The following is a 26,103-nucleotide window of genomic DNA, read 5'->3' as shown; positions in this document are numbered from 1 at the left end:
TATATTAATTCTATTTAACTAAGCCTTTGTTAGGGTCAAAGCACCCGTAAAAGAGGAATGTCCATCTGCCGGAAGCGGATAAGGGAAAATTTAAGCTGAACGCGTGGTTTTTATCGCCTGTTTAATACTTTAACGCGATGAATTGCGCTAATTAAATGAGTTCCTTTTTGTTGTTTGATGGTCAGAGATTGGACATTGTCAATTGTTTGCTGAGAAATTAGATGTTTTAACAAAAATATAATAACAAATGCCCAAATAAAACGCAATTATGGATTGATTTAATCTAAGGTATTCCTTAAATTTACTAAAAAGAAAAGTAATTATGAGTAACCTTATAAGAAAGATAGGGGTTTTAACTTCTGGGGGTGATGCTCCTGGAATGAATGCAGCAATTAGAGCTATTGTTCGTACGTGTTCGTATCATGATGTGATGTGTGTGGGGATTTTCAGAGGATTTCAAGGATTGGTAGAAGGCGATTTTGAAGTATTAGGTCCTCGAGATGTAAATTACATCATCAACAAAGGAGGAACAATTTTAAAAACAGCGCGTAGTGCAGCCTTTAGAACGGAAGAAGGGAGAAAAGCAGCTTATGAGAATCTGAAAAATGCACAAATTGATGCGTTGATTGTCATTGGTGGAGATGGTAGTTTTACGGGAGCTATGCTATTGAGTAAAGAGTTTGATATTCCAGTGATGGGGATTCCCGGCACGATTGATAATGATATAAATGGTACGAGTCATACGATTGGATTTGATACGGCTTTAAACACGGTAGTCGATGCGGTTGATAAAATCAGAGATACTGCAAGTTCACATAAGCGATTGTTCTTTGTAGAGGTAATGGGGCGTGATGCGGGGCATATTGCTTTGAATGCTGGTATCGGAGCAGGAGCAGAAGAAATTATCATTCCCGAGGAAAACCTTGGATTAGAACGCTTATTGGAGTCGTTGAAGAAAAGTAAATTATCGGGTAAATCTTCCAGTATTGTAATTGTTGCAGAAGGGGAAAAATTAGGTAAAAATGTATTTGAACTGGGCGAATATGTAGAAGAACATCTACCAGAATACGAAGTGCGTGTATCTGTTTTAGGACATATGCAAAGAGGAGGAGCTCCTTCTTGTTTTGACCGTGTTTTGGCGAGTCGTCTTAGTGTGAAAGCAGTGGAAACCCTACTAGAAGGCGGTAAAAACTTTATGGTTGGTTTACTAAACGATCAAGTGGCTTTAACCCCATTAGAAAACATTGTAAAAGGCCATACGGCTGTCGATGCGGAATTATTGCGCGTATCAGATATCATCACCATTTAATAAAAGAATTTAATAAAAAAGCAAATATGAAAACAAGAGTAGGGATTAATGGGTTTGGACGTATTGGACGTCTAATGCTAAGAGAGGCAGTAAAGAGAAATGATATTGAGATTGTTGCGGTTAATGATTTAATGGCCGTAGATCAATTGGCATACTTAATTAAATATGATTCTGTACATGGTCGTTTTGATGGTACGGTAGAGGTTGTTGATGGACATTTAATGGTCAACGGAAAGGAAATTCGAGTAACTGCAGAACGCGATCCCTTGTTGTTGAAATGGGGAGAACTAAAGGTGGATGTTGTTGCTGATTGTACGGGGGTATTTAAAGATTTAGCGGGAGCACAAAAACACATTGATGCAGGGGCTAAAAAAGTATTGATTTCTTCTCCATCTCCAGATGCTCCGATGTTTGTGATGGGGGTGAACGAAAAGCAATTAACAGCAGCGGATACGATTGTTTCTAATGCTTCTTGTACAACGAACTGTTTAGCGCCTTTAGCTAAAGTTTTAAACGATTCGTTTGGCATCGTAGAAGGATTAATGACAACGATTCACGCCGCTACAGCAACGCAATACACCGTTGATGGACCTTCTAAAAAGGATTTTAGAGGAGGACGTTCAGCTATGGTAAATATCATTCCTGCTTCTACGGGAGCTGCAAAGGCAGTGGGAAAAGTAATTCCAGAGTTGAAAGGAAAAATTACGGGAATGTCGATGCGTGTACCGACAGCGGATGTTTCTGTCGTTGATTTAACAGTAAAGTTAGCTAAATCTACCACATATGAAGAGGTGATGGCCGTGTTGAAACGCGCTAGCGAAAAGGAATTAAAAGGAATCATGGCTTTTGTTGAAGATGATGTGGTTTCACAAGATTTTGTTTCCGATCCACATACGTGTATTATTGATTCAAAAGCGGGTATTGCTTTGAATGAAACTTTTTATAAATTCGTTGCTTGGTACGATAATGAATATGGTTATGCTGCTAAGATGGTAGATATGGCTGTATTGTTAACTGCAGTAAAGTAATAAACAAACAAATGAAAATAATCGTCGATAGCGGTTCTACAAAAGCAGATTGGATCTTTTTTGATCAAGATAATAAAGTACTAACTTCGGTGACAAGCCTTGGGCTTAATCCCGAAGTTATTACGTTAGAGGAGTTTCATACACGTGTAAATACTGTGCCTGATATTGTTAAAAACAAGGATAAGGTCACACAATTGTATTTTTATGGTTCGGGATGCGGATCAAACCGAAGTAAAACGACTGTTCGGGATTTTTTCACCTCTTATTTTGTTAATTGTCAGTCAATGAATGTGCATGAGGATACCTATGCTGCGGTTTATGCAACGGTAGGGAGGGGTGAACAAGGCATCGTTTGCATTAACGGAACAGGTTCTAATGTGTCGTATTATGATGGAGAAATTATGCATCAAAAAGTGCAATCCTTAGGTTATATGGCCATGGATGATTGTAGTGGTAGCGCCTTGGGTAGATTGATGATCAAAGCTTTGTTTCTCAATTATATGCCAGAAGAATTGGCAAAGAAATTCACACAAAAGTATGATCTAGATGCAGATGTAGTAAAGTATAATTTTTATAAAAAAGAAAATCCGAACGCCTATCTAGCTTCTTTTTTGCCCTTTTTAATAGAGCATAAAGAACATCCTTTTTTTCAAACCATGATTCAAGAGCAAGTGGTGTTTTTTGTAGAACACTACATCAAAAGTCATCCAGAATCGAGTAGTGTTCCTGTGCATTTTGTCGGATCAGTCGCTTATTTTTTACAAGATGAGTTTAAGGCGGTTTTGCAAAAGAATAACATTGCGATTGGAAAGATTATTCAAAAACCACTGGATGGATTAATCGATTATCACAAATAAAATACAGATGGAAATAGCTATAATTGCCCATGATGGTAAAAAAGAGGAGATGCTTGCGTTTATTAAAAAAAACAGAGACATTTTATCTAGAGAAGGAGTGGAGTTAATTGCCACAGGTACAACGGGAGGAATTGCTCAAAAAGAGGGTTTTGAAGTCAAGCGTATGCTTTCTGGACCACTTGGAGGAGATGCGCAAATTGCTGCTCGAGTAGCGGAAGGAAAAACACAGATGGTTTTGTTCTTTAAAGATCCGCTGGGCAAGCATGCGCATGAACCAGATATCAATATGCTACTTCGCGTTTGTGATGTGCACAACGTTCCTTTAGCAACCAATGAAGCTAGTGCTCAGTTGTTGTTGAAGGCGGTGGAGTAGTTAACCGTTAACAGTTAACCGTTAATCGGTTTAAAAGGCTACTTTTAGTAGTAAGATGATTTAACTGTTCACTGTAAACGGTCAACTGTAAACTAAAATAACAAAAAAGGGTGTCCAATCAGGACACCCTTTTTTTGTTATTTTGTAGCAATCATTGAAATTTCAACGTTTACATTACGCGGTAATTTGACTACCTGAACGCACTCTCTTGCAGGTGCTGTTTCTGCTTGGAAAAAGCTACCATAGATTTCATTTACCTTGGCAAAATCATTCATATCTGTTAAGAAAATAGTTGATTTTACAACGTTTTCAAACGTCATTCCCGCTTCTGTTAGAATGGCGTTTAAATTTGCCATTACTTGTTTAGCTTCCTCTTCAATGCCTGTTGTAACTAAAGTTTCAGTGGCTTGGTTAAAGGGAATTTGACCAGAAATGAAAAGTAAATCACCTACTAATACAGCGTGGTTGTATGGGCCAATAGGTTTAGGTGCTTGATCAGCGTTTATGATTGTTTTTTTCATGCTTATATTGAATTAAAAATAGCGTTTATCTGGTGCTTTTCTCTTTTCCCACTTGATGTCGCTCAACATGGATGATTTGATTCCGATAAAGAAGCCCCAACTAGTGTAGGCACCAATAGGAACCCAGGTAAAGTCCATACGCCAGCTCAATAAGTCGCGTTCAAATCGGAATTGAGTAAAGGTAACTCCTTTTTGGACGAAGTCATATCCCGAAGAAAAACCAACTTTCCAACGTGGAGTAAGTTCTATATTTCCTGACATCATTACTGAGTTGTTTGAAATCTCATTTTGACGGGCAGAATTGTTGTAGGTTAGGGAATAAGCAAAGGTTAAGTCCCACGGAATCTTAGCGTTGTAAAATCCTTCAAATGGGCGATCTTCCTTGTTGTTGTCAAACATACTTTGACGATTATCACCTAAATTACCAGCTTGTCCAAACAAATCATCTCCACGTCCACCATTGTCAATGGAGTTTTGATTTGGTTTTTCTCTATTGCCGAATAAAGGGTCATTGCTGTTTAGGGACCAGTTAACAGTTACGTTTGCACTGGTTAAGCGGAATAAACTACCTCCGTTGTTGATATTGAACATATCAATACGTTGATTGTTGTTATTTAAGGCATAAGGATCTAATGTTGCTCCTATGTTAATTTGCATTTTGTTTTGGAAAAGTGCTGTCCCTGTAGAAACACGCATAGGGGACCACTTCAGGGAATCGGCAGACATATTGTAACTAGTCGAAAGGTTTAAGCTATTTAATAGCATGAGTTTTCTGAATCCATCCTTTTCTTCCTCATCGCGTATCTTGGCTTCAAAGGTGTTGCTTAATGACATATTAAGCATATTGGAGTTGGTCTTGCCTGGTGCGCCGAATAATCCACCCTGGAAACGCGTATATTCCTGCATGGTTAATCCAGTTGCATCTATGTTGTAAGTATCGTAGTATTTCTCAAAACTAGGGGTGTAGGAATATCCTGCACTTGGACGCATAACATGGCGAATCGCTTGAATTTTACTATCCTTATTGAAGTTAAACGTTCCGTAAATGGTTGTACCAATACTGGTGGTTAAGTTGTAGGTATTAAAACGATCAAATCCATTTACGCGTAGGTCTTGCACGCGGTTTGTTTCCGGATTATATTCTTTTTTGACAGTGTTGAAAACCCAAGTTTCATTGTATGTACCTCCTGCTGATACAGAAAAGTATTTAAAAAGTTTAAAATTCGTGGTAATCGGTATTGAATGTTGAAAACCAGAATTTAAACTGTCAAACATCTGTTGTTTGAAAAAGTTGTCTTCGTGAATATCAACGCGGTTTTCACCCCTTAAATTATACGATAGATTTAAGTTCTTAATCAATCCTTTTTTTGATCCATTTTTCGGTGCAAATGGAAACATGCGATCTACACTTGCTTGAAGTGTAGGCAATGACATATTCACTCGACCTGTATTGGTGGATTGTGAGTGTGTAGCCGATAAGGACATGTTCACTTGTGGTGTGCTCTCAAAGGTTTTTGAATAACTAATGGAAGAGTTCATCGTATTGTTTAGCGATGCACCTACGTTATACGAGTTGTTGGATTGTCTAAAGTATTGACCACTACCCATGTTTACCGAAGCAGAAAAACGAGAGCCTGGATTTGATTTAGCATCTTGTGCGTGATTCCACTGAATATTGTAAATTGTATTTTTCTGATAATCAGGAAGCCCACGCTCACTAAATACGTTGTTTTCATAGCGGACTAATACGCGTCCGTTGTATTTATAGCGTTTGGCATAATTACTATTCGATCGCAAGGCCCAACTTCCATTGGTGTAATAATCCCCTTGCATCGTTAAATCTACTTTGTCACTGATGGCAAAGTAGTATCCTCCGTTTTGTAGATAGTATCCTTGTTGGTTGGTTTCTCCCACACTAGGGATAATAAAACCAGATTCAGCCTTGTCGGACATTGGAAAAAAAGCAAATGGCAATCCTAGTGGAGTTGGAACATCTGCAATAACCATATTAGTAGGGCCCACAACAACTTTTTTATTCGGAACTAATTTTACTTTCTTCGTTTTAAAGTAATATTCGGGGTCATCTAAATCTTTGGCCGTGGTAAAAATTACATCCTCCATGAAATACACCGAGTCATTTTCTTTTTTCGTCATCCCAGATTTGATGTTGAACTCCCCTTGAGAGGTTCTCGATTGCCACACTAAAGCTCGCTGCGATTTTGTGTTGTACACAATAGAGTCTGGCTCAACTACTTGTCCTCCTTGTTTGAAAACAGGAGCTTGACTCAAATTACCTAAACTATCTTTGATTCGACCCGCGTAAATTTGATTCTGCTCGTAATTGAATACAATAATTCCAGCAGTTAATTCAAAATCTTGGTATTTTATTTCCGCTTCGTTGAATAAAGTGATTTGTTTTTTCTTTTGATCTAGCTTATTATAGTCTTTAGCTTTGCGATAGACGATATCTTCTAAGTAGCCCTTGGCGGGAGGTTTAATACTGTCTTTTGGACTCTTACTTGACGGTAAAGAATCTTGGATTGGGACAATAGTATCTGTGTCTAAACCAGGTAGTAGTTTAGAGTCTTTATTATTGACTTTCAGTGAAGTAGTTGTTTTGTTGAACTCTTGAGCTTTAACTCTAGGGAATGAAAATATTCCTAAAACAAACAAAACTATGACGATATTGAAAATATTAGTACGCAAATCTATGAATATGTGCTATTTTTGTAAAATCAAACCCGTTGTTTTTAACGTGTCAAACTTACATATATTTTTTCTGAAAAATGTAATTTAATTTATATTAAACGAATTCTAAACGACTTTTTTATGAACAATAGAGTTGCTAAATTGCTGTTAGTTTTTTCATTCCTATGTATTACAGTTGCTACATTAGGTCAAAATAAAAAATTTAAAGTAGTATTGGATCCAGGTCATGGAGGAAAGGATTCAGGAACGAATCATTTGAATAATGTGGAGAAGGACATTGTATTAGCTGTTGCTTTAGAAACTGGAAAAATTCTAGAAAAGAACAAAGATATTGAGGTAATCTACACCCGTGATAAAGATGTTTTTGTCGAAGTAAAACAACGATCGGTCATTGCTAATGACAAAGCCGGAAATGTTTTTGTTTCGATTCACTGTAATGGAGTAGATGGAAATGCAGCGTATGGAACCGAAACCTACGTCATGGGTTTGAGTAAGAACAAATCCAACTTAGATGTGGCTAAAAAGGAGAACTCCGTAATTATGATGGAGGATGATTATAAAACTAAATATGCTGGTTTCGATCCCAAAGCACCTGAATCAATTATTGGCTTGATGTTAATGCAAGAGGATTACGTCCACCAAAGTATCGATTTAGCAAGTCGTGTACAAGATGGATTTACCTATGAGTTAAAACGAAAAAACAGGGGAGTAAAGCAAGGACCTTTTTGGGTGTTACACGGAGCTTTCATGCCTAGTATATTGATTGAATTAGGTTTTGTATCCAACAAAGATGAGGGCGCTTATTTATCTTCTAAAAAAGGACAAAGAGAGTTAGCAGAATCTATCGCTAAAGGAATTATAGCGTACAAAAATGCCTATTATGGAGGAGATGCAACAGTGAGCATTAATCCAGCGGATGAAGCACCTGCAAGAACTTCAACTACAACCAAAACGGAGAAGAGCAAAGAAAATACAGAGCGAACCGCTGAGAAAACAACTGTAAAAGGCGTGGTTTTCAAAGTGCAAATTGCCGCAAGTTCTCGTGTTTTAGAGTTGAAAGCAAAAAATTTCAACGGATTGAGTAATGTGACAATGGAAAAAGCAGGAAAAGTTAATAAGTATTTTTACGGCCAAACATCCGATTACAATGAAGCGAAAAAACGATTAGAAGAAGCTAAGGTCAAAGGACATAGCTCCTCGTTTATTGTAGCATACAAAGACGGAAAGAGTATTTCCGTAGAAGAGGCTTTGAAATAAACACTGCTTTTTAAAAAATAAAAGTTTATTTTTGCGTGTTATATAAAAATATAGAGTTTTGAAAATATCTAGAGAAATTAAAACAGCTGTTTTAGTATTAGGAGCAATTGCTTTATTTATTTGGGGATATTCTTTTTTAGATGGAAGAAATCTTTTTGATAACAGTACTAAATATTATGTTGAATACGATAATGTCGAAGGACTTACAACATCTTCTAATGTGACAGTTAACGGTTTAGTAGTAGGAAAGGTATCTCGCATTACCATTAATGCTCAAACGGGTAAATTGGTGGTTGAGTTAATGATGACCCATCCTATTGATATAGCAAAATCAAGTGTAGCAACCATTTATTCTCCAGGATTATTAGGAGGAAAGGGGATTTCAATTGATCCACAATTTGGAAATACAGATTATGCTGAATCAGGACACTATTTAAAAGGAGAAGTACAATTCGATATTACTGAAAAATTAGTAGGAGAATTAGAACCTTTAAAAACAAAACTTGACGAAGTATTAGCCAATGCCAATGCCATGTTAATAGCTATTAATGGCGTATTGGATGAGCAAATGCAAGCAGATTTGAAATCAAGCGTTACAGAGTTAAAAGGAACATTAGCGGGCACTAATAGATTGGTAAACGGAATGGAACCTCAATTAAAAGGGACGATGACAAACTTAAACGTCATGAGTAAAAACTTTGTTGGGCTTTCTCAAGAATTAAGCGAATTGGATATTAACGGAACATTTGCTAACTTACAAAGTGCTTCTGCTAATATCGATAAATTAGTAGCAGATATCGAGAATGGAAACGGTTCGGTTGGAAAGTTATTAAAAGATGATGAACTCTATAAAAACCTAACAGGAGCTTCGAAAGAATTAGAGCAATTAATGCGCGATCTGAAAGAAAATCCGAAGCGTTATGTTCATTTCTCTTTATTTGGTAAAAAGGCGACACCTTACCAACAAGAAAAAGAAGAAAAGAAAGGGGAATAGAAATTTAGAACCAATCTAACCAAAAAAACTAACAACTTTACAGAAACAATTTATTACAACTATGCAGTATTTAGGCCAAGCATTATTTTTAGTATTACTTATCGCTGGATTTGGCTTCTTTATTCGAAATGTAAAGAAATTAATTCGCAACATTAAGTTAGGTCGAGACATTGACCGCACCGATAGACCTAAAGACAGATGGCGCAACATGATTCGCGTTGCTCTTGGGCAATCGAAAATGGTAAAACGCCCTATTCCTGCTATCTTGCACATCTTTGTGTATGTGGGATTCGTAATCATCAACATTGAAATGTTGGAAATTATTGTTGATGGTTTATTTGGTACACACCGTGCGTTTAGTTTTCTAGGAGCAGCTTACGATGTGTTGATTGCTAGCTTTGAAGTATTGGCATTCCTCGTTATCTTTGGAGTTGCCGTTTTTTGGATTAGAAGAAATATTCTGAAATTAAAACGTTTAAATCAACCTGAACTTGAAGGTTGGGCAAAACGCGACGCAAATAACATTATCTACATCGAAACTATCTTGATGGTTTTCTTTTTAGTAATGAATGCTGCAGATTACTATTTGCAATTAAATAATTATTCGCATTATACTACCGCTGGGTCTTTTCCTATATCAGGCTTAATAAGCCCAATATTTAATGGAATGGACTTTGCCACAGTTGCTTTAATTGAGCGTATTTGTTGGTGGTCACATATTGTGGGAGTTATGTTCTTTATGAACTACTTGTATTATTCAAAACACTTGCACATTTTCTTAGCTTTCCCTAATACGTATTATGCGAATTTAGATCCACAAGGTCAATTCGACAACTTAGAGTCAGTAAAGAATGAAGTAGCTTTGATGATGGATCCCAATGCTGATCCTTTCGCTGCACCTGCTGAACCCGTAGGAGAACCAGAGAAATTTGGAGCACAAGATGTAATGGACCTGAATTGGGTTCAATTGATGAATGCTTATTCTTGTACAGAATGTGGTCGATGCACCTCATCTTGTCCACAAAATACAACAGGTAAAAAACTATCTCCTCGTAAGATTATGATGTCAACACGTGATCGCCTAGAAGATGTAAGTAAAATATTAGATGCAAACAACGGAAAGTTTGTAGATGACGGAAAAACATTGTTAAACGACTACATTACCCCAGAAGAATTATGGGCGTGTAATACGTGTAATGCATGTGTGGAAGAATGTCCAATCGATATTAGTCCTTTGTCAATCATTATGGATATGAGACGTTTCTTAGTGATGGAACAAAGTGCTGCACCAATTGAATTAAACAATATGATGCAGAATATTGAAAACAATGGAGCGCCATGGCAATACAACCAAATGGATCGCTTAAACTGGAAGGACGAAAACTAATTAACTAACAAGATAAATTGACAACAGCTGTTGATTTTAAATAGACACCAATAAATTATGTCAGAAAATTTAGTAGTGCCTACAATGGCCGAAATGATGGCAAGAGGAGAACAACCGGATGTTTTATTTTGGGTAGGTTGTTCAGGTAGTTTTGACGATAGAGCAAAAAAGATAACAAAAGCATTTGTAAAACTGTTGAATAAAGCTAAGGTATCCTTCGCTGTATTAGGTACAGAAGAAGGATGTACAGGAGATCCTGCTAAACGCGCAGGAAATGAGTTCGCTTTTCAAATGCAAGCCATGATGAATATTCAAGTATTGGATGGCTATGAAGTAAAGAAAATAGTAACGGCTTGCCCACACTGTTTTAATACGTTAAAGAATGAGTATCCTGGTTTAGGAGGGAAATACGAAGTGGTACACCATACGCAATTCTTGAAATCATTGTTAGACGAAGGAAAATTAACGATTGAAGGTGGAAGCTTTAAAGGAAAACGCATTACTTTTCACGACCCATGTTATTTAGGACGTGCAAACAGTGTTTTTGAAGCACCTCGTCAGTTAATTGAGAAATTAGATGCAGAATTGGTAGAAATGAAGCGTTCTAAATTGAACGGTTTATGTTGTGGAGCTGGTGGAGCGCAATTGTTCAAAGAACCAGAGCACGGAAGCAAAGAAGTACACGTTGAACGAACGGAAGAAGCGATTAATACGAAAGCAGAAATTATTGCTGCCGGTTGTCCTTTCTGTAATACGATGCTTACCGATGGTGTGAAGTTTAAAGAAAAAGAAGGCGAAGTCAAAGTGCTTGACGTTGCTGAGTTAATTGCAAATGCGGAAGATTTATAATTATGTTTAAACCATTTGACGAAATGCCTGATCATTCAAGAGTTTGGATTTATCAGTCAAATAGAAAATTTACAGACGAAGAAGTACAAGATATCGATGCTGTACTGAGTCGTTTTACAGCAGAATGGGTAGCTCATGCTACGCCATTAACAGCTTCATACGAGATTAAATACAATCGCTTTATTATCTTGGTTGTTGATCAGGATATTCACCCGGCATCGGGTTGTTCGATAGATGCATCTGTTCGTGTGATTCAAGATATAGAGCAAAAATACAACGTAGATTTGTTGGATAAAATGAACGTTACCTATAAAACGGGTGAGTTTATTGCCTTCAAAACGGTTATGGAGTTTAAGCAAATGGTGAAAACCAAAGCTGTTTCTGCCCATACAATCGTGTTCAATAACCTCGTGAATGATTTAGGTGAATACCGAGAATATTGGGAAGTACCTGCTGAAGAAAGCTGGCATAGTCGCTTTTTTAGATAAGAAAAGATACAAGAGTATAAAAAATCGTCAATTTTGACGATTTTTTTTTATACCTATATTTGGATACGCACGTGGGGATTAACGGATTAGCTGAGGAGATTAGGGGGAGATTAATAGGGACTTCCAGCACAAAAATAAGAAGATATAAAAAGTAAAAAGCGTTTCTTTTTCGTTCAGAAGAAAAGGTAAAATAATGAGAAGGTAAATAATTTTGACTTTATTTTTTTAAATAATAGGAGAATTCAGTAAATATCTTTAATGATTCAGTTTTTTACGATACTTAATTGAATTTTTTTTATAAAATTGATAAAATTGTAATATTATCCTAAAATAAAGTTTGTGTCTACTCTTTTTTAAATAAAGTAGATTTGTTAAGTTTGCAAAGATAGTGATGAGTGCCGAACTGCATATTCATTCTATTTTTAAAAAAGCTAAGAAAATATATGAGAAAAGTATTGTTAACACTATTGTTACTGCCCTTTTTGTCTTACGGACAATTTAAAACTAATTCGCAAACTGCTGAACTTCGAGAACGCCAATGGGTAGATAGTGTATACAATTCCATGTCATTAGAACAGCGGATAGGTCAATTGTTTATGGTAGCTGCCTATTCAAACAAAAATGAAAAACACGTTCAAGAGCTCGAAGCTCTTGTTAATACCAATCACGTTGGAGGCTTGATCTTCTTTCAAGGGGGGCCACAACGCCAAGCCGCTATTGCCAATCGTTTACAAAAGCAAAGTAAATTACCGATGTTAGTTGGTATTGATGGGGAATGGGGATTGCGAATGCGATTGGATTCTACGTATAGATTTCCATATAATATGACTTTAGGAGCCGTTCAAGACCTCGATCTAATTGAAGAAGTAGGTAAAGCTATGGCAGAACAATCTAAACGCATCGGGATTCACTTTAATTTCGGACCTGTGGTTGATGTGAATATCAATCCACTCAATCCAATTATTGGGGTAAGAGCTTATGGAGAAACAAGAGAAATAGTAACAGATCGTGCAGTCGCATTTATGCGTGGATATCAAAATCAAGGACTTTTCGCAACAGCGAAACACTTTCCTGGACATGGAGATACATCCAGTGATTCTCATTATAAGTTGCCTTTAATCGACTTGGATAAAGATCGTCTGCATCGCGTCGAATTATATCCCTATAAAAAGCTAATTAAAAATGATTTGGCTAGCGTTATGGTCGCGCATTTGAATTTGCCTGCTTATGAACCTAATAGCGCTGTTCCTAGTTCACTTTCCTATAATGTGGTAACTCGATTATTGCGTGAGGAATTGGGATTTGAAGGACTTATTTTTACAGACGCACTCAATATGAAGGGCGTATCTACTTATTTAGCTCCAGGTGAGGTAGATTTAGCTGCTTTTATGGCGGGAAATGATTTGTTGTTGTTTTCTGAAGATGTGACTAAAGCCTCAGAAAAACTAAAAGAAGCTTATGCTATTGGCACAATTACAGAAAGTCGTTTGTCGTACTCTGTAAAGAAAATATTAGAATACAAATACCGTGTTGGATTGGATAAACCTTTGCAAATCCATACGAAAAACCTAGTAGAGGACTTGAATGATGCCGTGTATGACGACTTGAACACGAAATTATATCAAGAAGCGATTACCGTGGTTAAAAATCACAATCGCGTGATTCCCATTCGAAAATTAGAGGAGGAAAAAATTGCCTACATTCGATTAGGAGATGACGATCATACTCCTTTCTTAACCATGATGCGTAATTTTACTACAGTTGATGTAGTCGATAGTGCGAACTTGGCTCAATTGAGTTCTTATTCGCTTGTTGTTATAGGGTACCATAAAGTGGATAATCCTTGGAAAAACCACAATTTTTCTGAAGAGGAAAAGACAATTATTCGCACAATAGCAACAAGCAATCGCGCAATCTTAGTTTCATTTGCTAAGCCTTATGCTTTATCGAGTCTTGAAACAGAAATTAAAGATTTAGAAGGTTTGGTTGTGGGATATCAGAACAATAGTTTTGCTGAGGAAGCCGCGGCTCAAGTGCTTTTTGGCGCTATAGGAGCAAAAGGTGAATTGCCAGTGACTGTTACTAGTAAGTACAATGTAGGAACGGGTATTAAAACAAAACCCATTCACCGCCTTGGATTTTCTACGCCACAAAATGAAGGATTAGACCCTAAGGTTCTAACAAAGATTGACAGTATTGCACATCACGCAATAGCTAATCAATGGATGCCAGGAGCGCAAATTTTAGTTGCGCGTCACGGTAAAGTTGTGTACAATAAGAGTTTTGGTTATCATACCTATAAAACAGATTTACCTGTAAAGTCAACCGATGTATACGATTTAGCTTCCTTGACAAAAATCTTAGCTACTTTGCCTATGGTGGTAAAATTGTATAATGATCAAAAGATCACCATGCAATCGAAATTAGGCGAGTTGATTCCTGTATTTAAGAAAACAGATAAAAAGGATATTACCTTAAAAGATTTATTAACGCACCAATCGGGTTTACCCGCTTGGTTGCCTTTTTATAAAAGTACGTTAGACAGTACCAAACACCCCGATGTAACCTTATATCGCTTACAGTATTCTCCTGAATTTCCAACCCAAGTAAGTGAAAATCTATTTCTGAAAAAAGGCTATACTCAGGTGATGTTAGAAGAAATTGCTCAAGCGAAATTGGCAAAAAAAATAGAATACAAATACAGTGATTTGGGATTTATTTCCTTAAAAGAATACATCGAATCAACGTATCATCAGTCTTTGGATCAATTGGTTCAGGACAAGTTTTACACGCGTATTGGAGCGAATCGATTAACGTATTTGCCTTTGCGCAAGTTTGATGTCAATGAGATCCCTCCAACCGAAGAAGATAACTATTACCGCTATACAACGGTGCAGGGGTATGTTCACGATATGGGGGCTGCCATGCAGGGAGGAGTAGCAGGTCATGCAGGTCTTTTTGGTACTGCTTTAGATGTGGCAAAAATGATGCAATTGTATTTGAATGAAGGTGAGTATGGAGATGAACGCTTCTTTTCAAAAGCAACTTTTGAAGCGTTTAATGCTTGTGTGTATTGCTCAAAAGGCAATCGAAGAGGTATCGGATTTGATAAACCTCAACAACAAGGAAAACCTGGACCTACATGTGGTTGTGCGTCTTTAACGAGTTTTGGACATACTGGCTTTACGGGAACCATGACTTGGGCTGATCCTGAGAATGACTTAATCTATGTCTTTCTTTCTAACCGTACGTATCCTGATTCTAATGTCAATCGCTTGTCAAAAGAAAATGTTCGCGAAAACATACAACAGGTTATTTATGAGTCTATTATACATTAAATCGATATGAAGTTAGTGTTAAATTAAAGGTATTTATAAAATCTGAGGTCAAAGTTTATATTGAGTATAAATAATTCGAAGTATCTTTAAGGACCAAATAATTCATATATGAAAATCGCAATCGTATGCTACCCAACTTTCGGTGGAAGTGGAGTTGTAGCTACAGAGCTAGGTTTGGAACTAGCCAAAAGAGATCACGAAGTACATTTTATTACCTATAGTCAACCCGTTCGTTTAGCTTTATTAAATCCCAAGATTTACTATCACGAGGTAAATGTACCAGAATATCCTCTGTTTCATTATCAACCTTATGAATTGGCTTTGTCCAGTAAGTTAGTGGATATTGTAAAACTATTCAATATAGATGTGTTGCATGTACATTATGCCATTCCGCATGCTTATGCGGGTTATATGGCGAAGCAAATGCTCAAAGAGGAGGGTATTGATCTCCCGATGATTACTACATTACACGGAACAGATATTACCCTCGTCGGAAATCATCCAAATTACAAAAGCGCAGTGACGTTCAGTATTAATAAGTCTGATTTTGTTACTTCGGTGTCAGAATCACTGAAACAATCAACCTATGAGCTTTTTCAGTGTAAAAAAGAAATTTGTGTGATACCCAATTTCATCGAAGTAAAAGAAGTGGACTGCTCTGAAACACCCTGTAAGCGCAGTGCGATGGCTGAAAAAGGAGAATTCATCATTACGCATATTAGCAATTTTAGAAAGGTAAAACGCATTGGAGATGTGGTTAAAATATTTTACGGTATCCAACAAGTAGTTCCAGCAAAATTGATGTTGGTAGGCGATGGACCTGAAAAAGAAAAAGCAGAACGCATCGCAATGGAATTGGGAATTTACGACAAGATTATTTTCTTTGGAAATAGCAATGAGGTAAACCAAATTTTAGGGTATTCTGATTTGTTTTTACTACCATCAGAAACGGAGAGTTTCGGATTAGCCGCTTTAGAAGCTATGGCTGTGGGCGTTCCCGTAATTTCTAGTAATACAGGCGGGTTACCAGAGGTGAATGAACATGGAGTGTCTGGGTATTTGAGTGAGGTAAAAGACGTGGATGATATGGTTAAAAATGCTTTGGCAATCTTGAAAGATGAAGATACCTTATGTCGTTTTAAAGAAGGTGCGCGTCAAACAGCAAAGCGCTTTCAAATTAGTGAGATTCTTCCGATGTATGAAGAATTATACGATAAGGCTGTAGCGCTAAAAGAAAAAATATAGTCCAAATAGTTAGGTAAAACTCGTTTCTTCACAGAAGCGAGTTTTTTTTTACTTACCTTGTTCTTGTTAAGACGACAAGAGGTCAAAAGCAAATAAATGATCGAATGAAAAAAACAAAGACCATAGAAACTTGGAGTCGCTCTAAAGTAGTAGGGGAGGATACTTGGGACATTACGTTATTTGAGCATAAAGAAAAAGGGCGTAATGATTTAATTTCTCCTCATAAGCACGACTTTTATCTTATTCTATTTATTGAACAAGGGCATGGGGTACATGAGATTGATTTTTTACCTTTAACAGTAAAGCCGTATCAAGTGCATTTTCTTCGTCCTCAACAAGTACATTATTGGAAATTAGCAGAAGATACAGTAGGACATCAGTTGATGTTTGCTGCTAATGCCATTCACTTTGTCAATCGCTTGAGTGCCTTGCCTTTTTTTCAACTGAATGTCCCTTCAGTATTGGAGTTAACTGCCCAAGAATATGCAGAAGTGCGCCAAGAACTGACGAAACTGCTTCAATTATTACCCGACAAAGATAGCATAGGACAAGAAATAAGTGCATTGCAGTTCTCTTTACTATTAAAAAAAATTCAACGCTATTATATTCAGACCTACCCAGCAGTAGAAGCACAAGTAAAAGATGCTAAAATTCAGGCATTTAAGGCTTTGTTAGAAGTGCATTTTAAAACGGATAACCAAGTGGCTTTTTATGCAGATAAGCTCAATATCACCCCTAATTATTTGAATATACGCACGCAAAAGATATTGGGTATTTCGGCTAGTACGTGTATTCAGCGACGCATTATTTTAGAAGCAGAGCGCTTATTAATTACAACAGATTTATCGGTAAAGGAAATAGCCTTTGAATTAGGTTTCGAAGACACGGGATATTTTAATCGATATTTTAAAAAATGGAATCGAAAAACCCCTGGACAATTTAGATCGGGTTATAATTTGTACAATAAAGTGCCGTAAAAATACAATCCCCAATATAAGGGAGGTACTATCTTTACTGTGAAATAATTTAAATCAATAGGTGTTATGATTAGGCGTATATCTTCCGTTTTAATGCTAGTTTTTACCTTAGGACTTTCAACTAATTTAGTTGCGAGCTGTAGTAATAATACGAACCAGGATTTAGAGAAAGAAATGAATAGTACAATAACAAAAGAACTGTTTCAGGCGGTTGCCGCCAATAATATACAGGCAGTAAAAGAAATTTTAACGGCAAATACGGTAAATCTAAACGTCAAAAACAGCAAAGGAGAATCGCCCTTGATGGTGGCGACTTATAACAAATACACGGCTATTGCTTTGTATCTCATCGAACAAGGGGCGGATGTCAACGCTCAAGATGAGATCTTAAATAGTCCATTTTTATACGCAGGAGCGGAAGGAAATTTAGAAGTAGTTCAAAAGGCTTTAGCTCATGGGGCTGATTTTAAGGTATTTAATCGATACCATGGAACGGCTTTAATTCCAGCTGCAGAGAAAGGACATGTGGAAGTAGTCAAAGTACTTGTCAATACACCTAATTTTCCAATTGACCACGTGAATCGCTTAGGGTGGACTGCTTTAATGGAGGCCATTGTATTGAGTAATGGAGGAGCGGTACATGTTGAGATTGTAAAGGCTTTGATTGACGGAGGAGTGGATGTCAATATTCCAGATCACGACGGAAAAACGCCTTTGTATCATGCAAAAGCAAAGAAGTATGCCGCAATCATCAAACTTTTAGAAGCAGCAGGGGCTCGCTAAGTATAAGGCGAGAACCCCTTTGTTATACAACAATTATCATATTTTTTTTTGTGTCCTAAAGGACGAAAGGTAAAAGAGCCCCTAAAGGCTCTTTTTCTTTTTTATGTACTCGTATGCTTATTTTAAATAAACCGATTCTTTTTTGAAGTGAACCGTTAATAAATAATACAATACTGCTCTATATTTATGCTTGTTCGATGCGCCGTATTGATCCACTACTTTTTTCAATCCTTCATCTAATTTAGCATCGTCTTTTAATCCTAATTTTTTAATCAAGAAATTGTTGCGAACAGTGGCCATTTCAGATTCTGATGAACTTGCTACAGTGGATGAATCTTGATTGTAAATCGAAGGTCCACAACCAATTGTCACCTTTTCTAATAATTCCATGTTTGGTTTTACACCGCATTTGTCTTTTAAGTCTGCAGCGTATTTTTCAATCAATTCAGCTCTTTTACTCATAATTTTATTTTTATTTGTTTCATACAAGTTACTAAAAATAAAAGAGATAGAATAAAAAAATTACAAATTGCGATAATATTTTTTAAATACTTCATCATTCAAGAAGGTAGGGGTATTTACCTCTAGAATAGCTGGACGATTTGACAGCGTAAAAAAGGCCTGTGCTTGTGATGTCAGCGTTTCTTTTGTATCCGCTTGAAAATAGGCCCAATCGTACATGGCGGCTAGATGCTGTGCTCGATGTTGGTGTGTCGTTTCAAAATACGTATTGAAGACTTCATTTTCTTGATGGCCAGGTAAGGTTCTAAAAATACCCCCTCCGCCGTTGTTGATTAAGACAATTTTAAAGTTTTTTGGAACATACGCATTCCACAGGGCGTTGCTATCGTAAAAGAAACTAATATCCCCCGTTAGCAGTACTGTTGGTTTTGCCGATCCGATTGAGGCTCCAATTGCCGTGGAAGTACACCCGTCAATACCACTCGTTCCTCTATTGCAAAAAACGTCAATACTCGGATCGATAGGAAGCAATTGTACATAGCGAATGACCGCACTGTTACTCACTTGCAATTGACTGTTGTGGGGCAATTGCGCAACCAGGTAATCAAGAACTGCAAAATCAGAAAAGATGGCTTCACTCAAAAATTGGCTGTGTTTTGCGTTGCGCGAACACATTATTTCATTGGCCCAAGTACTGTAGTTTGACGAAACAGCTTGTGTGTTTGTGGTTAGTTGAGTTAAAAAAGATGGGGCATCCGTATAAATGCGATCTGTCAGGCAATCATACGTATCATAATGGCGTAGAGTATCTACATGCCAATGCTGTTTAGGATTGTATTGACGTAAAATTTGCTTGATTTTTTTGCTGACCACCATACCTCCAAAGGTCAATAAGATATCAGGTTGAAAGTGTTGTAAATCTTCGTCCTTCATGGGAATAACCAAGCGATCAATCGCATTAATTACTGTGGGGGCTTGGATATTGCTAATCGTTTCAGCTAAAAACAAGACAGAACCATCAGCGGTTAGCTTTTGAATGAGGTCTTGCGTTAAACTATGCGGAGGTAAACTACCTACTAAAATAAGCTTTTTAGTCGCTTGATTCCATTGATTGACGTAATAATTATAATCGACAACCGGCAATTGAGGAAGAATAGGCTTCTCAATTGTGGGCTTCACGCTTAATTGGGTTGTCGTTTGATAGAGAGGCTCTTCAAAAGGGGCATTGATATGCACAGGACCTTGTTGAATGACAGCCGTATGGATAGCTTCATTAATCAAATGGTCGTTAGTTGCATTTGCTTCTTCCGTTAAGTTGGCACTATATAAAATATGGTTTTGATATACATTTTGTTGGCGTATCGTTTGCCCATCACCAATGTCAATTTTGTGTAAAGGCCTGTCTGCAGCTAAAACAATCAAGGGAATTTGACTGTAAAAAGCTTCCGCAATCGCAGGGTAATAGTTCAACAATGCTGAACCTGAAGTGCAAACTAAAAGGGTTGGTATCTGTGTTTGTTGCGCAAGTCCCATTCCAAAAAAGGCCGCACAACGTTCATCTGCAATACTATAACAAGTAAAAAAAGGATCATTAGTAAAGCCAATAGTTAAGGGGGCATTACGAGATCCTGGTGATATAACAACGTTTGTTAGATTTTTTGCTTTACAAAGTTCAATAATGCTTTGTGCAAGCGGTATAGTAGGATAAACCATAGTAATTTCAAAAAGATAAAATTACGAATAAAATTACTATGGCTTCCTTATTCTTCCTTATTTCTTTTTAATCCATTCCTTGATTTCTGGATCATTTGGCAGTATTCGTGGATTGATTACTTGTACGACATGTCCTTTTTCGTCTACTAAGTACTTTTGAAAATTCCATTCTACGGCACTATCAGCAAATCCATTTTGTTTTTGCTCGGTTAAGAATTGATAGATCGGTGCCATATCGTCTCCTTTAACTGATATTTTTTCCATCATAGGAAAGGTTACACCAAAATTCGCTTTACAAAAGGTTGCAATTTCCGCATTAGATCCAGGTTCTTGACTGCCAAAGTTATTCGCCGGAAATCCAATAATGACAAAATTGCCTTCTCCAAATTCTTCATATAAGCTTTGTAGTTGCTCATACTGAGGAGTTAAGCCGCATTCAGAAGCTGTGTTGACAATCATTATTTTTTTTCCTTTTAATGTGGCAAAGTCAAAATCATTTCCATACAAATCTTTTACCTTGAATTGGTAAATTGTTTGTTGGTTTTTTGCAGTTTCTTTCATGGTTGATGTTTGTTTTAGGTATTCGTTAGCTTTTACAATTGATGGGCTAATTGCAAGTAATGCAAAGGCCAAAAGATATTTTTTCATTCGATTAGTTGCTGAGAGACTTACTTGAAGGTAGGCCTGATTTACGATGTATTAAAATTACAAATAGATTTGGTAAATACTAGGTTTTTAACGTTTTAAAATGAGGAGTAAAGGATCAAGGTGTTTTTTATTCAATGGTAGAAGATATAAAACTTTGATTTTTAGAATTTAATAGTAATTTTTTTTCCGACATAAAAACTACCATGGCTGGGTGGCGGGTATCCCGTATAACTAGACTAAAAAAATAGAGAAAATACAAGAAAATAAAGGGAGGAGTGTCATATTCTAAATGGAGGTAAAAATGCGTGTTAATTCTCTATTAAACTCCGGGTGTATAGCAATCTTAAAGCAACCGCTGCGTTAGTAGTACGAAATGAAAATGAAAGGATATAAAATGAGAAAAGCAATTGTGTTCTTGTTTCTGATTATAGCAGTAGCAGTACAAGCAAAGCGAAAACCCAGTATAAAAAAAGCAGACAAGTACTTTGCTGAGGCAACTTATGTCAAAGCGAAGGATGAATATACGCGTTTATTGAGGGGAAGGCGTACTCCTACTTACATCTATCAGCAGTTAGCGCTGTGTTATGATCAACTAGGACTTACTGTTCAGGCGGCGCAGTATTATGCAAAGGCATTGGAACAAGACCCGGCATTAGATGTAGCTTTTTATTATCGCTTGGCGTATAACCTAACGCAAAATGGACGTTATGAGGCAGCGGAAGCAGCGATGAGAAAGTTTGCCAAAGGTGCGGCAGAAGATGCGCGTGCACTTTATTTTTTACAACATGCAAAGGATTACCCCAGTCCAGGCCAACATAGTTCTATTTATTTTGTCGAAGAATCGGGAATTAATGAGCCTATTTATGCCAATCACAGCTTGTCTTGGTCGACAACAGACACGCTTTTATTTGTGTCAAATCGATCAAAATATAAACAAAAGTGGATCCGTCGACTCTTTGAAGTACGCGAGAAAGGCACAACTTTTCCCAATACGGGCATTTACCAAACGACAATCCGATCAAAAGACGAACCGCTTTATGAACACAGTTTGTTAAGGGGGCGAATCAATCGTCGATTTATGGACGGACAAGCGGTAATGCATCCGTCGAATAAGCTCATTTATTTTGCTTCAGAAAGTTATCGCCATCGCAAGTTTAGAAAACACAAAGAAGTCAAAAAACGACAGGGGATGATGAGTTTATTTTGGGCGGAGCGCAAGGGGAAGAAATGGAGGAAAATTAAGGTATTGCCCTTTGTGCAAGAGGGATATACTTATGTGAATCCCTTTGTTACAGCGCAGGGAGATTACCTCTATTTTGCGTCCAATCAACCCGGTAGTCATGGAGGGTTGGACCTTTGGAGAGTGCCTATTTTAGAAGAGGGCAAAGCCTTTGGCGAAGTAGAAAATCTCGGAGACCGCATCAACACGGGATATGACGAAGACTATCCTTTTATCAGTGCGGATAAGATGCTTTATTTTACGTCGGATCGCTGGGGAGGATACGGCGGATTGGATATTTATTCCCTCAATTTAAACGATCCCCAAGCACAACCTCAGAACTTAGGCGAGGGAATTAATACGCCAAAAGATGATTTTAACCTGGTGTACAACAGTGAGCGTGAATATGGATTCCTTTCAACAAATCGCATTGAAAGACAGGATATTTATCGAGTTAAACCCCTTTGTGCAACTCCGGTGCGCGGGGTGGTTCACGATGGAGAAACAAGAGAAACGCTTGCTGGAGTTCAGCTTGTGTTTGTCGATTTGTCTCGTCAGGTGCTAGCAGAAGTAAAAACGGATAGGAGGGGAGAATTTACGGTGGAACTTCCTTGTGATAAGGCATATGTTGTAAAAATAGAAAAAGAAGGTTACTTCTATAAAGAAGAAGAGGGACGAAGCCAAAAACAAATCGGAGATCCTCAAACAATTATGTTGAAAAAGCAAGTGCAACCACAGATTCAAGACAATAAAATCGTTTTAAACGATATCCCTTTTGCATTTGATCAAGCGACGATTACGACGGTAGGTCAACGCGAATTGGATCGCTTGGTGCAGTTTATGCGGGAGCATCATACGATGAGAATCTCAATTGTAGCACATACCGATCAAGTAGGGAAAGAAAGGTACAATAAAAAGCTGTCAAAGGCTAGAGCCGATGCAACGGCACAGTATTTAGTAGACCAAGGTATTCAACCTGAACGCATAGAAAGCAAAGGCGTGGGAAGTAGTGAGCCCAAAGTAGCATGTAAACCTTGTTCGGAGGTGGAACACCAGCAAAATAGGCGTTCGGAGTTTATCATACTCCAGCGGTAGAATAGCAAAGGAATAGCTTCAACTATTCCCTTTCTATTTTATTCAATACAAAGTTCGCTTTTAATTGTTGAACAACCACTTGTTTATTGGCGGGATTAAAACTATAGGTAACTGTTCCTTCTGGTGATCGAAAGGTATTTTCGCCAATAGCATCTAAGAGTGCATAGCGGTTGCATCCCGAAGGTTTTAGGAACAGCTTGTTTTTTTCAATGACAAATTCAATGGTGAGGTCTAATTGCCCTTGGCGATACGTTCCTACAAAAGGTTGTAGTTGTTCCGCTGTAACCGGAATTGTTTCATACGACGGAAGGACATATTTTTTGTTATAGAGTATTGCCAGTAAGGCATCAAACAGTTGGTAATGCGAAAAAGCAGCTCCGTTGATGGCATAAACAAGGGTTAATTTTTCAGCTTCATTGTAGTAAAGCAAAGAGAAAGTACCGAATGTACCTCCTGTATGTCCAACAAAATTCTTTTTCTTGTAGAGGTAGTACATCATGCCTCTTCCGTATTTTTCCTTGTAAGGAACGGGTTTCATACTAGCTAAGCTCGTTTTCAAAATCAATTTATGAGCAAATAACGCTTGATTGAATCGCGCCAAATCGTCAAGAGAAGAAATGAGGTCATTCACGCCATTGGTGTTTTCAATCTGCATTTCATCCATCACCTCCCATTGATCAAACAATTGGTAGGATTGCACTGCATAAGGTAAAACATCACTAGCCGTATAGGTATGTTGAAGTTTTATTTTTTGAATGATGTGTTTTTTTACCGCTTCGTCATAGCTGAGGTTGCGCTTTTGTTCAACAATACGCGCAAGTAAATAATAACCCGTATTGGAAAAGAAAAAGTTTTTCTTTTTTGCACCATAATGTGGGGTTCCTTGTTGGGTGATGTTGTCGAGTAGGTCCTCTTGAGATTGATGCTCTTTCAGCCAATAAAAATCGTCTTCTTTACAAGTATAATCATCCAAACCACTGGTATGACTCAATAAATCGCTGATTTTTAGTGTAAATAAATTCGAAATAGCAAGTTCGGGAAAGTAAGATGCAATGCGATCGTCTAGTTTGAGTTTTCCTTCCTCTACTAATTGATAAATTAAAACAGCGGTAAACATTTTGGTGATCGATCCAATGCGATAGAGGTGCGGATTTTGATTCTTTTCTCCCACCAATTCATGTCCAAAATCACGTGCGTATACTGTTTTGTTATTTTTGTAAATCGCCACAGAACCAATTCCCCTTTGATGCAGGGTAATGCGTTGTATGTATTCATCTGCTTTGGCTGTATCAAATTTTTGTGCCCATGCTATGGAAGCAACAAACAAAAGAAGCAACGAAAAATACCCGTTTTTTTTCATAGGTGTGGAGACTTGTGAATAAACTCAAATATATAGATTTAATTGTAGACAACCTCGCTGCCATGACCAAGAATCAAATCAAAATAAAAAAAGCAGCCTCTTCATTTGAGACTGCTAGGGTATACAGCACGGGGTGTATTTTATCTAAAAGTATAGGCCAGACTCAAGAGAAGCCAGTTGCTCTTCCATTTGTCTGTAGCATTTTCCATGTCGTTGATATTGGTTAAACCAAGGTTATATCGGAGATTAAGATCTAAATTATCCGTTAGTTTGTATCCACCACCAGCAAATACACTAAAATCAAAATGTTTAATTCCCTTGGGAAAAAGGGTCATCCCCGTTTCTACCTCATTGTATGGGTTTTTACCTACCATCGTACTGCCTATGGTCGTACCAAGAAAAGTTTTAAATTTATCTCTAAAGGTATAGTGTACACTAATAGGTTCAATAAGCATGGTGTGTAAAACGACATTGGTGTCGTATTCTTTTATTTTTGCTCCAACATTAGCATAGCCCATTCCATATCGAATGCCCCAATGGTCATTGAATTCATAGGAATTGTATAGACCGATATAAAGTCCTGCTTTTTCACTGGCATCCATTCCGTTGATATTGGAAGCAATTCCGCCAACTTCAATGCCAAAATCACAAGCATAGCACCACCAACCATTGCCATAACCGTAACCGTATTGTGCTTGAGCAGAATAAAAAGATAGAAAAAAGAAAAGTAGTGTAAGGTGTAATTTAAATTTCATGTTTTAGTTTAGTTGTTATAATTTAATTGCCTGTTAAGCAATTTTCGTAGGTTTTAATAAGCACCTCAAGGCGATTGGATTTTTTTTCACTTTTTTGAGCTTCTGCAAAAAGTTCCATGATATTTTCACACTCTGGGAATAAAAGATCTTTAGCACCACCTAGTTTAGATTCGAAAGACTCATCAAAGTATGGATCCGTATTGACTAGGATATCTGAGTTTGCCTTACTTAAGTAAAAGCCCTGTGATATGGGATTGAAAATAATGAGGATGTATTCTTCGTTTTTCTTCTTTTTGACGTCGTACATCAGTCCTGCAGCAGAAACTATAATATTTTCGCGCACATCCGTTAACATAGACCATACATCAACATTTTGTCTTTTTCGGATTTCGCCATTTTTTTTGAAATGAGATACTTTTCCGCGTTTAAACGTTATTTTTTTTGTACCATCGTTGAGGTAAATATCCAGGTAGGATAAGGTACTAGCATCAATACTTTCGCTTTTGCCATTGATTTTCACTTTCAGCTTTTTTGCATCGACCTTGATTGGCATTTGGATTTCAAGATTAACCGCTCTATTGTCATTTTTATAATAAATAGTGCCTTTGTATGATTTTGCCGAAATCAACAAAGGGAAGAGCAGAAGTAAGGTGAGTAAGATGTTCTTCATTGTTCTTGTTTTTTAGCAAATATAGTTTTTTTAACATAAATAAATAATATAATTACTAATGTTGTT

The 26,103-nt window shown here is 37.2% G+C and carries 22 protein-coding genes; 14 read left to right on the top strand and 8 right to left on the bottom strand.

Annotation, left to right across the window (positions count from 1 at the left end; genetic code table 11):
• Positions 1–322: 322 nt before the first annotated feature.
• From pfkA to FBR08_RS01275, 4 genes are read left to right on the top strand one after another with little or no spacing between them, the layout of a single operon-like run.
• Positions 323–1,309: a 6-phosphofructokinase gene (gene pfkA / locus FBR08_RS01290; protein WP_158960913.1), complete on the top strand. Its 987-nt coding sequence runs from the start codon at positions 323–325 to the stop codon at positions 1,307–1,309.
• 26 nt (positions 1,310–1,335) lie between these two features.
• Positions 1,336–2,337, top strand: a complete 1,002-nt coding sequence (gap, locus tag FBR08_RS01285) for a type I glyceraldehyde-3-phosphate dehydrogenase (protein WP_158960911.1) — start codon at positions 1,336–1,338, stop codon at positions 2,335–2,337.
• A gap of 11 nt (positions 2,338–2,348) precedes the next feature.
• Positions 2,349–3,194 (top strand): BadF/BadG/BcrA/BcrD ATPase family protein, encoded by an 846-nt coding sequence (locus FBR08_RS01280; RefSeq protein WP_158960909.1) that lies wholly within the window; start codon positions 2,349–2,351, stop codon positions 3,192–3,194.
• Positions 3,195–3,201: 7 nt separating this feature from the next.
• Complete coding sequence (locus tag FBR08_RS01275; RefSeq protein WP_158960907.1) at positions 3,202–3,567, top strand: methylglyoxal synthase; 366 nt, start codon at positions 3,202–3,204, stop codon at positions 3,565–3,567.
• Positions 3,568–3,704: 137 nt separating this feature from the next.
• Here the strand turns inward: FBR08_RS01275 and FBR08_RS01270 are convergent, their stop codons facing one another.
• Both FBR08_RS01270 and FBR08_RS01265 read right to left on the bottom strand, forming a co-directional pair.
• Positions 3,705–4,088 (bottom strand): RidA family protein, encoded by a 384-nt coding sequence (locus tag FBR08_RS01270; protein ID WP_158960905.1) that lies wholly within the window; start codon positions 4,086–4,088, stop codon positions 3,705–3,707.
• Between the two features lie 12 nt (positions 4,089–4,100).
• On the bottom strand, positions 4,101–6,794 hold the full coding sequence (locus FBR08_RS01265; RefSeq protein WP_158960903.1) for a putative LPS assembly protein LptD: 2,694 nt from the start codon (positions 6,792–6,794) through the stop codon (positions 4,101–4,103).
• A gap of 123 nt (positions 6,795–6,917) precedes the next feature.
• On the opposite strand from FBR08_RS01265, the gene FBR08_RS01260 reads away from it, so the two are divergent.
• The 9 genes from FBR08_RS01260 (at position 6,918) to FBR08_RS01220 (ending at position 18,115) form a co-directional block, all read left to right on the top strand.
• Complete coding sequence (locus FBR08_RS01260) at positions 6,918–8,054, top strand: N-acetylmuramoyl-L-alanine amidase family protein (RefSeq protein WP_158960901.1); 1,137 nt, start codon at positions 6,918–6,920, stop codon at positions 8,052–8,054.
• A gap of 58 nt (positions 8,055–8,112) precedes the next feature.
• Positions 8,113–9,048, top strand: a complete 936-nt coding sequence (locus FBR08_RS01255) for an MlaD family protein (RefSeq protein WP_158960899.1) — start codon at positions 8,113–8,115, stop codon at positions 9,046–9,048.
• A gap of 61 nt (positions 9,049–9,109) precedes the next feature.
• Positions 9,110–10,435 (top strand): (Fe-S)-binding protein, encoded by a 1,326-nt coding sequence (locus FBR08_RS01250; protein ID WP_158960897.1) that lies wholly within the window; start codon positions 9,110–9,112, stop codon positions 10,433–10,435.
• 57 nt (positions 10,436–10,492) lie between these two features.
• Positions 10,493–11,284 (top strand): (Fe-S)-binding protein, encoded by a 792-nt coding sequence (locus tag FBR08_RS01245; RefSeq protein WP_158960895.1) that lies wholly within the window; start codon positions 10,493–10,495, stop codon positions 11,282–11,284.
• Positions 11,285–11,286: 2 nt separating this feature from the next.
• Entirely contained in the window at positions 11,287–11,772 is a 486-nt protein-coding gene (locus tag FBR08_RS01240) for an ABC transporter ATPase (RefSeq protein ID WP_158960892.1), read from the top strand.
• 443 nt (positions 11,773–12,215) lie between these two features.
• A complete protein-coding gene (locus FBR08_RS01235) occupies positions 12,216–15,110 on the top strand; it encodes a glycoside hydrolase family 3 N-terminal domain-containing protein (protein ID WP_158960889.1) in 2,895 nt (964 codons plus the stop codon).
• Positions 15,111–15,218: 108 nt separating this feature from the next.
• A complete protein-coding gene (gene bshA, locus FBR08_RS01230) occupies positions 15,219–16,355 on the top strand; it encodes an N-acetyl-alpha-D-glucosaminyl L-malate synthase BshA (RefSeq protein ID WP_158960886.1) in 1,137 nt (378 codons plus the stop codon).
• Positions 16,356–16,459: 104 nt separating this feature from the next.
• Positions 16,460–17,332 (top strand): AraC family transcriptional regulator, encoded by an 873-nt coding sequence (locus FBR08_RS01225; RefSeq protein ID WP_158960884.1) that lies wholly within the window; start codon positions 16,460–16,462, stop codon positions 17,330–17,332.
• A 66-nt stretch (positions 17,333–17,398) separates the two neighbouring features.
• Positions 17,399–18,115 carry an ankyrin repeat domain-containing protein gene (locus FBR08_RS01220; protein WP_158960881.1) on the top strand — a complete coding sequence of 239 codons (717 nt, stop codon included), beginning with the start codon at positions 17,399–17,401 and terminating at the stop codon, positions 18,113–18,115.
• 117 nt (positions 18,116–18,232) lie between these two features.
• Here FBR08_RS01220 and FBR08_RS01215 read toward each other — a convergent pair whose 3' ends face one another.
• The 3 genes from FBR08_RS01215 to FBR08_RS01205 are packed head-to-tail and all read right to left on the bottom strand — an operon-like array spanning position 18,233 to position 20,938.
• A complete protein-coding gene (locus FBR08_RS01215) occupies positions 18,233–18,577 on the bottom strand; it encodes a DUF2853 family protein (RefSeq protein ID WP_158960878.1) in 345 nt (114 codons plus the stop codon).
• Positions 18,578–18,637: 60 nt separating this feature from the next.
• Entirely contained in the window at positions 18,638–20,290 is a 1,653-nt protein-coding gene (gene menD / locus FBR08_RS01210) for a 2-succinyl-5-enolpyruvyl-6-hydroxy-3-cyclohexene-1-carboxylic-acid synthase (RefSeq protein WP_158960875.1), read from the bottom strand.
• Between the two features lie 57 nt (positions 20,291–20,347).
• Positions 20,348–20,938, bottom strand: coding sequence for a glutathione peroxidase (locus FBR08_RS01205; protein ID WP_158960873.1), 591 nt, complete (start codon positions 20,936–20,938; stop codon positions 20,348–20,350).
• A 394-nt stretch (positions 20,939–21,332) separates the two neighbouring features.
• Here FBR08_RS01205 and FBR08_RS01200 point away from each other — a divergent pair, with 394 nt between their 5' ends.
• Complete coding sequence (locus FBR08_RS01200; RefSeq protein ID WP_158960871.1) at positions 21,333–23,252, top strand: OmpA family protein; 1,920 nt, start codon at positions 21,333–21,335, stop codon at positions 23,250–23,252.
• A 22-nt stretch (positions 23,253–23,274) separates the two neighbouring features.
• On the opposite strand, the gene FBR08_RS01195 is transcribed toward FBR08_RS01200, so the two are convergent.
• The 3 genes from FBR08_RS01195 to FBR08_RS01185 all read right to left on the bottom strand — a co-directional run bounded on the left by FBR08_RS01195 (position 23,275) and on the right by FBR08_RS01185 (position 26,037).
• The gene (locus tag FBR08_RS01195) at positions 23,275–24,612 is read right to left on the bottom strand and encodes a serine hydrolase domain-containing protein (protein ID WP_158960868.1); all 1,338 of its coding nucleotides are present in this window, start codon (positions 24,610–24,612) and stop codon (positions 23,275–23,277) included.
• Positions 24,613–24,752: 140 nt separating this feature from the next.
• A complete protein-coding gene (locus FBR08_RS01190; RefSeq protein WP_158960866.1) occupies positions 24,753–25,367 on the bottom strand; it encodes an outer membrane beta-barrel protein in 615 nt (204 codons plus the stop codon).
• A 22-nt stretch (positions 25,368–25,389) separates the two neighbouring features.
• Positions 25,390–26,037 (bottom strand): hypothetical protein, encoded by a 648-nt coding sequence (locus tag FBR08_RS01185; protein ID WP_158960864.1) that lies wholly within the window; start codon positions 26,035–26,037, stop codon positions 25,390–25,392.
• Positions 26,038–26,103 lie beyond the last annotated feature (66 nt).

The sequence above is a fragment of the Myroides fluvii genome, from assembly GCF_009792295.1.
GTDB classification, from domain to species: domain Bacteria; phylum Bacteroidota; class Bacteroidia; order Flavobacteriales; family Flavobacteriaceae; genus Flavobacterium; species Flavobacterium fluvii_A.
This window is presented reverse-complemented; position numbering and strand designations above follow the sequence as displayed.